We start from the raw sequence: 13,757 nt of genomic DNA, 5'->3' as shown, positions 1-13,757 counted from the left end.
TCGCAACTAAACTTAAATTATTTTTTGAAAAATTACTCAAAATGAACTAGCCAAAGCGATGCCTCGAGCTAGCCCGAATTTATTGTCTAGTCCTACCGCAAAAGACATATTGTCCGTTATATCCTTGCCTTTGGCGTAAAAATCGAGCGTAGGGACATATGAGCCGCAATTGCTCGGCGCGATATTGGCTAAATTCGGCACTTCTTGCGCCAAAGCGCCACTCATAACTCCAGCCTCTGCTAGCGACAACACAATCTTTTTCATTACAACCCCTTTAATTGATCTCGTCGGCGTTTTACCTCCGACTTTGAACGCAATTATAGTGAGCCATAGTGTCAGATTCTGTCAGCCAAGGGGAAACCTTGAAAAATGAGAGGGAAATTTTAATTAAATCAGGGGAGGGTAGATTGAAAATTTTGGGTGCAAAGAGGAACAATCCCCTAGATAGGGGAAATTCTAACCGAATTCCTCGCTACCTAAAACCATTCCTAGCAAAAGCCGTATTTATTAATCCATTCTACCTCATTCATCCGACTCTCTTATTTAGTTTAACTCATTATTTTCAAATGCTTTTTTCGGAATTTTACTTAAGATAGCATTGAGCTTTGCTCCAGTGTAAGTTGCAGTATGGATGGTAATCTTTACCGGCGTAAAGCCATCTTTATAGTTGTTGAAAGCCGATTTTACTTCAACAAAATTTATCATCATTGAAGCCATATCTCCTTCCACGTCCGTTTCGGTTAGCAAAGGAAATTCGTTAAATAAGCATAGGGAAGTGCCATCAAAGCAGTTCTTTTGCGCTTTTCGAAACTGAGTGTCGAAAGGAACGATAGAAGCGACTTCGGCATTCAGCCTGCCCGAATACCTTTTGAACTTATTTTTACCGCTACTCTTAACTGCGCGCTCATAAACGCGTAACGGCGCAGCTCCTTTTGAAGCTAAAAAGCTTTTAACTTCCGAAAGCTTTACATCGTTTTCGTAATCGGCTATCTTAAGCGAATTATCAAAGTAATCGTTTCCATATTGAGATTTTTCGCCCATATCAAATAAGACGATTAGCTCATTGGCAAGCCTTCTACTTTGAAAGTTAGTCGTAAACTCATCTTTTCTATTAACCCTTCCATAGTAGCTTTCCGGATCCGGTTCTATGCAACTCGCCAAAAATAGTGCAATCAATACTAAAAACAATGTTCTCATAGCTCTCATAACATTTTCCTTCCTTTAAATTTATAAACAATCTGGCAATTTAAAAAGCTGGCTATTCTATCCGTTGCATCGCCTTCCAATTGAAGCAAAGCAAAAATTAGCTATCTTATTTAACTCTCGCGGCGAATACTCGATAATCAATTGTCAGGTAGTTGAACTTATACCTACTTTTCATTATACGCTTTGTAACCCGCAAAATCATAAGTACTTTTATCGATCTCTTTTCTTGTTTCATAATCAATAAAAATTAAATCGAGTGATGAACCAAGCTCCATTAGCTCGCCGATTTCTTTAGATGAGTAAACTGATTTAGCCACTTTTTCTTTAAGCGATCTAATAAAATCATAGGCATCCCCTTTTATATTTTCCCTCTCATTTTGAGATTTAACTTTATGAGGCGTAATCTCTACAACCATATTGAGTTTTTTATTTTCTCTATCACAAGTAACGGGCTTATATACCAAGCCATACTCTCTCCAATATAACCCCGGATAGTTATCATCATTAAATGATCTATCTATCATTGAAATACTATATTCTCCCCTTGGAGCAATTTGGATTTTATCTCCATATTTGGACTTATCCGAAAATAATTTTGCTTTACGCTTACCATCTTCAAATTTTTCCTTATCCTTATTCTCTCTAAGGATACACCAAACATCTAGTTGCTGAGCCATTACTGTTTCTTTATCAGGCGGCATTACTATAAAACAACCGGAAAATATAACTCCGACTAAACCAATCAAAAGTGCTTTAAACAAAATTTTCATACTTTCTCCTTTGTTTTAAAATTCTTTTTCGAAAAATAACAAAATTATTCATAGAATTCAAACCCGCCATATCAACTTTGAGCGTGATTATAAGGAGTTTAGTTGTCAAATTCTGTCAATTTACGGAGTGCTTTTAAACAATCCATTAAATTTTAGTCGTATATCTTGAAATTTAATCAAATCAGCGTGATCACACAGCATCAGCCGAGGCAAAACCCGTTTGTCTCAATCCCCTAGATCGGGGAAATTCTAATCAAATTATAATTTCTGTAATGAGAATGCAGCCTTGGGTTTTGTTTCAATCTCCTAGATCGGGGAAATTCTAATCAAATCTCATCTATGATGAGGACTGGCATGATTACGACCTTTCGGAGTTTCAATCCCCTAGATCGGGGAAATTCTAATCAAATAGATTCAATTGCGCAATAGAAATAAACGGTGAATTATAGTTTCAATCCCCTAGATCGGGGAAATTCTAATCAAATAGTAGCGCAACTTGGCGATAGAATAGACACTTGGGATTTAGGTTTCAATCCCCTAGATCGGGGAAATTCTAATCAAATTTTGACAAAAATTTTGTCATAGTTGAAGCCGTCAAATCGGGTTTCAATCCCCTAGATCGGGGAAATTCTAATCAAATTAAAGGAGAAAAAAATGAAGAAAGTGTTTAAACTCTTCTTGTTTCAATCCCCTAGATCGGGGAAATTCTAATCAAATTAAATTTGGCAAGCACCTTTTTGCCTGAAACGTGGAGTGTTTCAATCCCCTAGATCGGGGAAATTCTAATCAAATAGAACTCCACGGCCGAAATGATAGATAAGGACAAGCCCCTTCCGTTTCAATCCCCTAGATCGGGGAAATTCTAATCAAATGGTGAAAAGTGTAAAAGTCGTTGAAAAAGTCAATGTTTCAATCCCCTAGATCGGGGAAATTCTAATCAAATTAAAGGAGAAATGGCGCATCAAAGCTGCATTTGCTAGTTTCAATCCCCTAGATCGGGGAAATTCTAATCAAATACTACCCCTGCTCACAAGTATATCCCATCCGTTTTAATGTTTCAATCCCCTAGATCGGGGAAATTCTAATCAAATAGCCCAAAAACCGCATTAAAATTGACAATGAGTTTTTAAAGAACTATTTGCGAGCGCCATTATATCACAAAACGCGAAAAAGTCCGAGAAAGGGGCGAAAAATTAATTTCAAATTTCGAGGTTTTTGCTTAGGGCGGGCTTAAAAGTACGGATTTAAGCGTCTTTGAGCAAGCACAAAAGTCCGAAAATCTAAACGCAAAAATTAAAATTTTAGGCTTTTTCGAATTTCTGCTAAATTCCGCAAACGCAAAAAGCCCTAAAAATGGGACTTTAAAAATAGGCTAAATAGCGGAAGTCCGAGAAAGGGTTTTTGGCGCGAGCGAAATTTGAGCTTTGCGGACATTTTGAAACTTAGTAAAATATTAAAGCACGCTAAAATCGGACTTTTAGAATTTGAAAAAGTCCGAAAATCAAATCCCTAAAAATGGGGGCTTAGACGTAGGTATCAGGAGAGCGAAAGATCTCGCCTTCGCCCAGGCTCTCGCTTTTAGCCATACAAGTTTTGCAGATGCGGTAGAATAGGACTTTGTCGGTTTTGGGCTCAATGATGCGGGCGATGCGATCTTTTATGAGGACGTATTCGCGCTCGGAGACGTCTAGCTCAAATACCGAGTAGTTCGCCCGCAGCCCGTAGCCTTCCAGCAAAGCGGCAAGTTTGTTGCGACGCTTAGTTTTGCAAACGTCGTAGCAGATGATTAAATTCATTGAAATCTCCCGATGAAAGGCTTATATTTTTCGTTTTGGGTTACGGCGCGTTTTAAGGCGTAGGCTTGCCTATCTATGATATCCTGCGCTTTTAGCTGTTCGCCTCTGTACTGCGTGCAAGCGAAGAGCTTTTCATTTACGTTTTTGGCGATATTTTGCCTAGTTGCGACAGATAGGAGCCCGTCTTTTATCTCAAAGGGCTCGTTTTTATTGACCATCGAGATTACGGCGCGATCGACGATGAAGGCTCGAAATTCCTCGATGAGATCGAAGGCGAGAGTGGGCTTTTGCTCATCAAGCGCGTGCAGATAGGATACATGCGGCGACAAACCTGCGGCGGCAATGGATTTTAAAATTTTTGAATAAAGAATCGCGTAGCCGTAGTTTAGGGCAGAATTTACAATGTCGGTAGCGCCCTGCGTCACTCGAGCGCTAAAGCCAAACTCGTAGTCGATCGCCTTTGCGATAGCCTGCCAGTAGGAGTTTGCGGCGCTTCCTTCAAAGCCCATAAGCTCGCTTACGCTTGCGGCGCCAGGGACGCGGAGCTTTAAAATTTCTTGCATCGCTTTAATTTCGTCGCCTAGATTTTTATGGTATTTGCCTAGATATTTTAGATAGTTGATCTGATTTTTTAGCTTACCGATGATGAACTGCTGAGCGATACGGAGCGGTCTTTTGGTCTTTAGCAGTGAAATTTGCGAAGCGGCGGTTTTAGAGATGGCGGAATTTGCGCTAATGAGCGTGGCGTAGCTGAGATTGGTCTTTTCGTCGATGAAATTTATGGAAATTTTCTTTTTGGCGCACTCTTTGATGACGGCGGAACTGAGTGAAATTTGCGCATTAATGATGATTTGCGAAATTTGATTTATAGGGAATTTATGCTTGATAACGCCTTTGTCTTTTAGGACAAATTTGCCTTGAGACAAAGCTAAAAAATAAAACGGCGTCGTAATGTGGATGACGGAGCTTTGCGAGAAGGTTTTTAGGTATTCGCGCTTTTTAGCCTCAAGGGCGTTTTGGACGGATTTGACGGCGGGACGCTTGGCGTTTTTGAAGTAGGTTAGAATTTTAGCCTTTCTAACCGTTTTGCCTAGCTCGTAGGGGAAGTTTAGGTTGATTAAGGCTTCTGCTAGCGTCCGCTTGTCTGCGGTTTTTAGAAATCTGCGTATTAGGCTCGTTACGACCTCGCCAAAATGCAAGCAAAACCTATCTTTTTGCGAAGGCGAGAAAAGCTTAAGCGAAATGGCTTTTAGATGATACACATAGGCGTTTAAATTTTCTACGCTTTGGCTTATCGCCTGCTTTTTGGCAGAGCTTGCGAGCTTGGCTAGAATGCGCTTAAATTTTTCCTCGCCGATGCTTAAATTTGCACCTTCAAAGCTTACGCCCAAAAAGACAAATTCGCTATCTTTTCCGTGAATGGAGGTTTTGGCTTCGTTTAGAGATAAGCTTATGGTTTTTAAAAAATCTTTCAGGCGCGCGAGCCCTCTCTCGGCGGCTTCATATGAAGCAAAAAACATAACGAAATCATCGGCGTATCGGACGAATTCTACGCCCGAGTTTTCTAAAAATTTATCCATTTGATTTAGGTAGATATTCGAAAACAGCGGGCTTAGGACGTCTCCTTGATGAACGCCTCTTGCATGAGCGCGGTAATCAAAGCGCTCAAAAATTCCGTTTTTGATCCAAAGCTCAATGAGCCTAATGATACGAGCGTCACGGATATTTGCGCGTAAAATTTCAAGCAATTTTTCGTGATCGATATTTTCAAAGAAATCTTTGATGTCGGTTTTGACGGCAAAGCTGAAAATTTTAAAAAAATCGCGAGCACGATAAATTGCATTGGCGTAGGATTTGCCGCTTCGATAAGCATAAGAGCGGTTTGAAAAGCTTTTATCAAAATAGCCTGAAAGCTCGCGAGTGAGGATATTTTGCGCAAATTTATCTTTTAGCGAGGGCACGGCGAGCTTACGAAGCTCGTCTTTGTTTTCTTTGGGGATAAAGGCTCGTTTTAAGGGCTGAGGCGAATATGAAAGATTAAAAATTTCGCTCTTTAGCTCAGCATAAAATACGTTCGAACAAATATCTTCCGCGCTAAGTCCGTCAAGCCCCAAAGCGGTGCGCTTTAATCTTTTTAGCGCGTATTCAAAGGCGCCTACGGTAAAAATATCCTCTAAGTTTAGATCAAACATGACGCCTCCTTGTCATTGCATTTAGCTAGTAAATATCGAGCAAAACGCGCCGATACCGTAACCCAAGGCGAAATTTATCCGCTCTGTAACTCGCGGCAAAATTTGGATTCTGCGGTACAATTTAAATCCGCGCCACCCATATTTTGCCTAGTCCAAAAACCGTGCTTTTGCCGACTCCGGTAATTTGGGCGAGTTGCAAAAGCTTTGCCGAGCGCTCATCAAGCCCGAAAACTCGCATCTGTCCAAGCAGGCCGCCGAATTGCATTTTAGTGTGCTGGCGGTTTGAGTAGCGATTGATGTCGTAAAAGCGCAAATCCTGCTCGAAGCGGCGGAATTTTACCTCGAATTTATCTATAGCCCTGCCCGTTATGTTCTCAAATCTCATAGCGATTTGGCGAACGAAGGGCTTAAGGTCGATCTCGCGGCGGACGAGGACATTTTTTTGCTTCATACGAAGCGGGGTAAGAAGCGAAATTTCATAATCGCCCGCAGCAAAATCGGGCGTGAAATTTAGCGGCTCAGGCTTATTTGAGAGTAGAGATTTAGGCTCTACGATTTCGCCATTTAGAGTAAAATTTGAAAATTTAAACTTGCGTCTGCTTACCTCAAGCCCGATTTCTTGCATATTTACAATAGCGATAGCGACGTGAGGCAGGTAGCACGCGGCGTGCTCAAAAAGTAAAATTTTAAAATCAAAGCTTTTTTGATTAAGATTAATATCCAACCTAAAATTTGGCGTATCGGATACATTTTCAAAAAATTCATTATATACGCATTCGCCGGAGATGTCGCACTTCTCGCAGTTTGCACTTACGAAAGGACAACTCGCCTTTCTAAGAGCGTATCCGAAAGCGCCCCTGATCGCCGAGCCAATAAAAGGATGTGAGGGCTTCAAATCGGTGCCGCAAACGCCTAATTCTAAGTATTTAAGCATGGATAGCCTTTATAATATTTTGTGAAAATTATACTACAAAATGAGCTTTTGCATTTTAAGGCGGGCGAAATATGCTTGCAATTGTAAGTTTGATAAGAAATTTTACACAGTAAAAGCATTTAAAATTTGATCGTTTTGGGAATTTTGCTTACAAAATAAATTTTATACTTTTGTTAATTTTCATTAGGCTCTCTTTAACTTAAACCCATATAAAGAAAGAAGTAGTAAGTTGCAATGAGAACTATGTTTTTGAAAAGTAACGAGCGTAGCGAAGTTAAAAAATAAGTATATAGCCCGTTCAAGAATTTCTGAGGCTAAATTTATAGAAATTCTAAAATACTTCACAGAAGATATAGAAGCATCAAAGATATCAAAATTTAACTAAGCGTAAATTTAATAGTGTGCTTATCAAATTTGGGTTAGTTTTTAACCCAAATTTTAAAGTCAAGAGTTGTGTAGTGCCGTGTCGCTTTTGGCGGTCTACCGAAAAATCACAATTTAAGATTAAAATTTAAAGGTCGGACTTTCGTCCGACCAGTATCAGAAAGGAGGAGTTAAAATATATAGACTGCACCGAGCACGATAAACGCTCTTAGGCAAAAGCCGCCCACAAGTACGCCGTATTCGTTATAAACGCAGCTTTTTACCTCCTCGCCGCCGTGCGCGCAGACGCTGCCGTCCGCATTCACGCTGCAGCTGCGAAGCATAAATTTGCTTCCGCCTAGCAGCGGCAGAGCAAGCCCAAACACGACAAAGCCTATCCAAAACATCGGCGCAAGCGAGCCGCTGACTATCTTAGTCACGCTAGCCATGCCCGCAGCCTCGCTTCTCACGCTCGCAAATAGCGCTAGTACCGCAACGATCTCAAGCGCAACTAACACGACGTGAAATTTATGCGCGCAGTGGCTTAGTCCGTGCCCTGCATTTAGCGTAGCGGCGGCGTTTGCACTAAGCCCCGTAGAGATCGCAGAGATCGTAAATAAAATCGGTAGCCACACGCTAGCCCAAAGCGGGATCGCCTTTACGACGTAAAGCAGTAGCCCCGTATATCCCATCACTCCAAGCGCCAAAATAGCTCCGAGCGTGAGCATCATATCGCAAATTTTACCGCTTTTTTTGATCTGCAAAAGCACCAAAACGCTAACTACGATAAAAAACGTAAGTAGATACGTACCTATGCTCATCATCGATACCGGACGCGTGTAGAGCTGTAAAATTTTAATAGGATTTATTGCAGCGCTCGGCGCCAAGTCAAACAGCAAAAGCGCGGTTCCTATTATCACCGCTACTGGCGCGAGCAGAAAGCCGAATTTATAAAACCTCTCGTTTAATGAACCCAAAAAGCCTTTGTAAGCCAAAGCCGAGCACAAAAATGCCCCGGCGCCTAAACCGCCTAAAAACAAATAGATGACTATGAGCCATCCCCAAGTCGTCTGCACCATCGTCATTCCTTTAAATTTTTAAAAATTTCAGGATCTTTTAGCGCACTTTTCAGCGCATCCATCTCGCTATTTAGGTAGAGATTTAAAAAGCTCCCGAAGTTCTTCCAAACGTCTAAATTTGCGTGCTCATCGCAACGAGCGGCAAATTTGCAAAACCACTGCGACGGATGAGCAGCGATAAATTCCGCCTTTTTACGCAGAATTTCGTTAAATTTAGTCTCATCCTCCGCCTTTAGCGCGCTAAAACTTAGAAAATAAAGATATTGCAACTCGTACCCGATGAAATCGTCGGGAAATTTATCAAGCTGCGCATCCTCGAGCTTTAGCCCAGAGCTCTCGTAAAAGCTTCGCACCTGCATCGTCTTTGCCCCGAACATCGTTTGATAGTCGAAATACACCGACTCGTAAGGCTCGGCTTTGGGGCGCTTAGGACCTACGAAGAGCCTATTGAATTCGTAGCGAATTTCATCAATTAAGCTTGGCTCGCTTTTGCATTCGGCAAATTCGAGGATAAATTTATGTTCTTTAAGCTTAGGCGCAAAATCCTGCGTCAAATTTAAAAGCTCGTCCAAATTTTCACCGGTAAGAGGCACCAAAAATACCTGCCTCAAAAAGTCCTCGACGCAAAGGCTCTGCTTTAAATTACGCATCTTTTTATCCTTAGTGGATAACCTCGTTGCGCTTCATGCGAGGATAGAAGCGGATATTCGGCTTCGTAAAAAAGCGTTTAAAGCCTGGCATCTCTTTCTCCATCCCCGCGCTATCGCTCACGTCGCTATCGACCAGCTTTAGCACGTCGCAAGGACAGCCCGCTACGCACGCAGGCTCCTCGCCGCGCTCGAGCTTCTCGGCGCAGAGGTTGCACTTTTGCGCTTTTCCGTCTTTGCCTTTGGTTATCGAGCCGTAAGGACAGGCGACTAAGCAATATCCGCAGCCGATACATTTATCGTGTAGTGGCTGAACTACGCCGTTTTCGAGCTTAATGTAAGCTCCTACGGGACAAACGTCCATACATGCAGGCTCTTCGCAATGGTGGCACGAATGCGAGATGAAAATTTCCTTTTCGATCTCGTCTTCATGGATGAGTATCATATCGACATGGCGCCAGTTGATGTCGGGGTCTTGGTTGTGATAGACCTGACATGAAATTTCACACGCCTTACAACCTATGCAAAAGTTGTAATCAAATAAAAATCCTTGTTTTCGTTTCATTTTATGCCTCCTGTTTTGCAGCTTTTTTTACTTCGCAAAAGCTTGCGGTATAGGTCGATCCGTTACCCAAATCGCTCACTCCGTCCGAGCAAAGGATGTTTGCTCCAGTGCGAGATTTGGTTACTTTAACCCAAATGTTATTCCATGCATAAACGATTCCAGGCTGCATCTGATTGGTCTCGACCGCCGTAAATATCGCCGTACCCTTTTCATTCGTGGCTTCAACCGTATCGCCCTCTTTGATACCGCGCGCCAGCATATCCTCGCACGTCATAAAGAGCTCAGCGTTGCCCTTTACTATGACGCGTTTTAGGATGTAAGGCATATTGCCCCAGTTTGAGTTATCCTGAAGCTGCGTACCCGGCGTCATAAAATAAAGCGGATATTTTTTCAAATAATCTTTGCCGAAATTTTTATGTTTTTCGTAGTAATCCCAATCGTCGTCAAGATCGATTACCGGGTGATAGCCTGCGTCCTTGAAAGCTTCGGAGTAGAGCTCACACTTGCCGCTTTTAGTGCCGAATACCAGCTTGTCCTTAGGCGCATAAGGGTAGTAAGGAAACTGATCCTTCATCGTCTCAGGAGTCCTAAACGGCTTAATCCAGCCTACGCTCTTTAGCTTTTCGTAGGTGATATTTTGCTTTTTGGCAAATTCCGTATCCAAAAACCTCCTGCAAACCGTCTCGCTATCCCAATCAAAGCACTCCTCTTTATATCCCATCGCCTTGGCTAGAGCGTTAAAAAATTCCAAATTCGTCTTGGCTTCGCCCAGCGGCTTGACGCTTTGGGCGTTGTAGCAGACGTAGCCCGAAATTTGATCGTTTTGAATATCTTCGCTCTCCATAAAGGTAACGCCCGGCAATACGTAGTCAGCGTAATCGCAGGTGTCGATGTCGTAAGGATCGATGACTACTAGGAAAAAGTCGTCGTCCATCACGCGTTTTTTGATTAAATTTGTATTCGGCGCCGTTACCATCAAATTTGAGTTGTAGTTGATACAGGCTCGGATGACCGTATTTATCGGTTTACCCAAATAGGTCGGATTTTCCTTTTGGATACCTTTGCCAAATTCTATATAGCTTATTTGCTGGCGCTCTATCTTTTTGCCTTCCGCGTCTTTCGGCGAAAGATCTGGCATGCAGTTATCGAAGTTAAAGCAGCCCTTTACGTGCACATAAGCCCAGAATAATCCGCCGCCAAGTTTTGTAAGGCAGCCCGTAAGTACCGGTAAGAAAGTAACCGCACGCACCAGCCTTGCGCCGTTAAAATGCCTTTGTCCGCCGTCGCCGTGCATAATGGCAGGTGCTTTAGCATGGGCGTATTCTCGCGCGAAAACCTTGATCTGATCGACGCTTGCGCCGCACATATCGCTTAGCTCGCCGTAGGTGTAGAGGCTACACTCTTTAACCAGCTCGTCAAAGCCCATCGTATATTTTTCTACGAATTCATGATCATATAGATCTTCTTCTATCAAAAATTTGCAGACCGCTAGACAAAATGCCGGATCGCTCGAAGGCTTTAGCTGGATAAACATATCGGCCTGGTTTGCGAGCGGAATTCTGATCGTATTTATGACGATGATCTTGCCGCCTCGCTTTTTGACGCGGTGGGCAAATCTAATCCAGTGCACCGCCGTGTAGGCTTCGTTTGAGCCCCAGCTAATATACATATCGCTCTCATCGACTTCCAATGCGTCTTTTGAAAAGTCCGTGCCGATGACGCTTGGCGTGCCTGCATAGCGCGGCCAGTCGCACGGGTTACGCACAAGCCTTGTAGCGCCGTATTTTTCAAAGAAATTTCCCGGCGCGATCGTCTTTGAGATATGCCCTTCGTTGCCCGAATAAACAAATTCCGTCAGCGCCTCGCCGCCGTATTTTGCCTTGATTTCAGTAAGCTTGGCGGCTATCTCTTTTAGCGCTTGATCCCAGCTTATGCGCTCCCATTTACCCTCGCACTTTTTACCGACGCGCTTCATCGGATACATTATGCGATCGGCATTGTATAGGTGCATCGCGTAGGTATGACCCTTGACGCAGACCGTGCCTTGCGTTAGAGGGTGCTTCGGATCGCCCTTGATGCTAACCATCTTGCCGTCTTTGATCTCTGCGATCATCGAACAGGCGTCGCGGCAGTTTCTAGGACAGGTGAGGTAGTGATACTCTACGCCCTGCTCGTTTTTATAGGATTTCGGTTTAAAATCCACCTCAAACTGCTCCATACCAAATAGGCTTGGAGAGGCTCCCGCCGTAGCTAGAGCCGCTCCCGCGCCTTTTAAGAAAGAACGTCTTTGCATCTCTTCTCCTTAAATGTGGGCTTTATTTCATATCGTATATGAAAACTTTATTTTCTTTGCCTTCGCGCGAAAAAACATAGAATTTGCCGTCCTTTACCGCAAGCGCTCTTGCGTTTGCCGCTCCGCTAAAACTATACGCATCCTCAATTGCATGCGTTTGTAAATTTAGCTTTAAAATGGTCGAGAAATTTTTACTCAAAAGATAAACTGCGTCAGGCTGAGCGTCGATGCCCGTGACATAGTATTCGCCTAGGCTCCTGCCCTCTTTTAGCTTTAAATTTGAGCCGATTTGCGGAATGAATTCCTCCAAAATCATCTTGTCATCGCCGTCAAACACCGCCACGCTCCAATAATCCCTCACGTCGTTAGGCACGGACGCAACGATAAATTTATTCGCAGCCGCGTCGTAATCCCAGCCGAGGATATATTGTTGCTTTGCTCGAAGCGTGGAGAAGCGCCCTTTGTTGCCGAGATCGTTTAGCTTCCATTTATCCCAGCCCTCGGTTAAGTGCCTCCACTGGCTGTTTTGCTCCTCTGCACTAAGCCCGTCCGCAGGCTCATAAAAGACGAAGGTTTTATTAAAGCTTATCATGCCGAGCTCATTTTTATACCACGTAGCACCCACGGTCGCCTCCATCTCCATTATAAAATGGCGATCGTGCTTGCCGTATCTAAGCGGCTTTAAATTTTCGTCCGCAACGTAAAATTCGTTATTTTTAGAAACCAGTGCGAACTGCTTTTTATCTGCGTCGTAGTCCGCTCCCGTAATCGGCGCATCGTTTTGCAAGCTTAAGCTTACTTCCGCACTCGGTGCACCGAGCTCCTTCACGCCTTCAAGTGCACCTGCTTTGCTATCGAGATTAAACTCAAACCCAAACGCCAGAGCCGCTAGCGCCGTAAAAATCATCAGCTTTTTCATCTTTTTGCTCCTTAGTTTGGCAGATCCGGAAGCTCCGGATTCCAATCAAATCTAAAATCAAGCGCACTTTGCCAGTGATCTTTTTCCCAAAACCATTTGGCGGGATCAAGACTTAATCTAGCCGGCGTGCTAGAGCCCAGATACGGCGGCGGGCCTGAGACGATGAAAGCCTGTGCGCAGTTTGCGGCGATGATGACGATGAAGATTAAATTTGCAATCTTGCCCAGAGGCAGATAGCGCAAAAACTCGCCGTATTCGCCGCTCGTGCTCTTTTTCATTATCTCGCCCAAATTTTTGCTACATAAAAATATAACCGCCAAAAACGCGATCACGCAAAAATCCACGACGACGACCCAAAGCTGCGTGTGCGCGCCTAAAATTTCAAGTCCGAAGCCCTGCTTTATGTCGAGATAGCCCCCGAACGTCCCATCAAGGCTATAATGGATAAAGCCGTTGAACATCCCCCAGCAAGCCATTAGCAAAAGCGCCGCGACGTAGCCGGGTCTTAGACCATATCTAAGGATAAAAAGCGCGATAAGGCTGATGGCTATCATCGTGATCCTCTCCGCCCAGCACATTACGCACGGGCTATCTCCCATACCAAAGCCTAGTATCAAACAAGCTATGCCGACCGGGAGCGCCACGAGGGCGATGATGGCTAGCGACATTAGATTGAAAAATCCTCGCTCGGCGGCGGGAATTTGATTTTGTTCTAAATTTTGCATATCGCCCTCCTAAAAGTTGCCTACCGGCACGACTACCCATAAATTTACGTAAAATTCCAGTGCGATCAATATCGCGCAGCCAGCTGCCGCGCAGCCCGTAGCTAGATTTTTCCTCTGCGGCTTAAAATATAATATAAGCCCGCTGATCAAAAATAGCGTCAAAATAAGAAATTCCATTTCAAACCGTCCTTTCTTAATAAAATTTAATCCTAAGCATGCTTATTCTTAAAGAAATAATATAATTTTATTTATTAATTCTAGTTTAAAA

General features: G+C 43.4%; 13 protein-coding genes, 1 pseudogene and 1 CRISPR repeat array. Of the genes and pseudogenes, 1 reads left to right on the top strand and 13 read right to left on the bottom strand.

Annotated features, from left to right (window positions below; all coding sequences use genetic code 11):
• Window positions 1–36: 36 nt before the first annotated feature.
• The 6 genes from Q0238_RS05260 to cas6 form a co-directional block, all read right to left on the bottom strand.
• Entirely contained in the window at window positions 37–264 is a 228-nt protein-coding gene (locus Q0238_RS05260) for a hypothetical protein (protein ID WP_297943604.1), read from the bottom strand.
• Window positions 265–543: 279 nt separating this feature from the next.
• Window positions 544–1,206, bottom strand: a complete 663-nt coding sequence (locus tag Q0238_RS05255) for a hypothetical protein (RefSeq protein WP_297943602.1) — start codon at window positions 1,204–1,206, stop codon at window positions 544–546.
• Window positions 1,207–1,370: 164 nt separating this feature from the next.
• Complete coding sequence (locus Q0238_RS05250; RefSeq protein WP_297943599.1) at window positions 1,371–1,976, bottom strand: hypothetical protein; 606 nt, start codon at window positions 1,974–1,976, stop codon at window positions 1,371–1,373.
• A 222-nt stretch (window positions 1,977–2,198) separates the two neighbouring features.
• A CRISPR array of direct repeats spans window positions 2,199–3,067; the repeat unit is 37 nt; unit sequence GTTTCAATCCCCTAGATCGGGGAAATTCTAATCAAAT.
• Window positions 3,068–3,499: 432 nt separating this feature from the next.
• On the bottom strand, window positions 3,500–3,772 hold the full coding sequence (cas2, locus tag Q0238_RS05245) for a CRISPR-associated endonuclease Cas2 (protein ID WP_297943596.1): 273 nt from the start codon (window positions 3,770–3,772) through the stop codon (window positions 3,500–3,502).
• The gene (gene cas1, locus Q0238_RS05240; protein WP_297943594.1) at window positions 3,769–5,964 is read right to left on the bottom strand and encodes a CRISPR-associated endonuclease Cas1; all 2,196 of its coding nucleotides are present in this window, start codon (window positions 5,962–5,964) and stop codon (window positions 3,769–3,771) included. The genes cas2 and cas1 overlap by 4 nt, the downstream gene beginning before the upstream one ends.
• Before the next feature lie 121 nt (window positions 5,965–6,085).
• Window positions 6,086–6,898, bottom strand: coding sequence for a CRISPR system precrRNA processing endoribonuclease RAMP protein Cas6 (gene cas6, locus Q0238_RS05235; protein WP_297943590.1), 813 nt, complete (start codon window positions 6,896–6,898; stop codon window positions 6,086–6,088).
• A 289-nt stretch (window positions 6,899–7,187) separates the two neighbouring features.
• On the opposite strand from cas6, the pseudogene Q0238_RS05230 reads away from it, so the two are divergent.
• Window positions 7,188–7,281: pseudogene (locus tag Q0238_RS05230) on the top strand (IS1595 family transposase); the annotation flags it as partial.
• 171 nt (window positions 7,282–7,452) lie between these two features.
• On the opposite strand, the gene nrfD reads toward Q0238_RS05230, so the two are convergent.
• The 7 genes from nrfD to Q0238_RS05195 are packed head-to-tail and all read right to left on the bottom strand — an operon-like array spanning window position 7,453 to window position 13,666.
• Window positions 7,453–8,340 (bottom strand): NrfD/PsrC family molybdoenzyme membrane anchor subunit, encoded by an 888-nt coding sequence (gene nrfD / locus Q0238_RS05225; RefSeq protein WP_297943587.1) that lies wholly within the window; start codon window positions 8,338–8,340, stop codon window positions 7,453–7,455.
• Window positions 8,341–8,342: 2 nt separating this feature from the next.
• A complete protein-coding gene (locus Q0238_RS05220) occupies window positions 8,343–8,990 on the bottom strand; it encodes a molecular chaperone TorD family protein (protein ID WP_297943584.1) in 648 nt (215 codons plus the stop codon).
• Between the two features lie 10 nt (window positions 8,991–9,000).
• Entirely contained in the window at window positions 9,001–9,552 is a 552-nt protein-coding gene (locus tag Q0238_RS05215; RefSeq protein ID WP_297943581.1) for a 4Fe-4S dicluster domain-containing protein, read from the bottom strand.
• Between the two features lies 1 nt (window position 9,553).
• Entirely contained in the window at window positions 9,554–11,845 is a 2,292-nt protein-coding gene (locus Q0238_RS05210; RefSeq protein ID WP_297943578.1) for a molybdopterin-dependent oxidoreductase, read from the bottom strand.
• A 22-nt stretch (window positions 11,846–11,867) separates the two neighbouring features.
• Entirely contained in the window at window positions 11,868–12,764 is an 897-nt protein-coding gene (locus Q0238_RS05205; protein WP_297943575.1) for a hypothetical protein, read from the bottom strand.
• An 11-nt stretch (window positions 12,765–12,775) separates the two neighbouring features.
• Window positions 12,776–13,489 (bottom strand): disulfide bond formation protein B, encoded by a 714-nt coding sequence (locus tag Q0238_RS05200; RefSeq protein WP_297943572.1) that lies wholly within the window; start codon window positions 13,487–13,489, stop codon window positions 12,776–12,778.
• 9 nt (window positions 13,490–13,498) lie between these two features.
• Window positions 13,499–13,666 carry a hypothetical protein gene (locus Q0238_RS05195; RefSeq protein ID WP_169765898.1) on the bottom strand — a complete coding sequence of 56 codons (168 nt, stop codon included), beginning with the start codon at window positions 13,664–13,666 and terminating at the stop codon, window positions 13,499–13,501.
• Window positions 13,667–13,757: the final 91 nt, after the last annotated feature.

It is taken from the genome of uncultured Campylobacter sp. (assembly GCF_938045775.1).
Classification (GTDB): domain Bacteria; phylum Campylobacterota; class Campylobacteria; order Campylobacterales; family Campylobacteraceae; genus Campylobacter_B.
The sequence above is the reverse complement of the archived record's forward strand: the minus strand, read 5'-3'. Positions and strand labels throughout refer to the sequence as shown.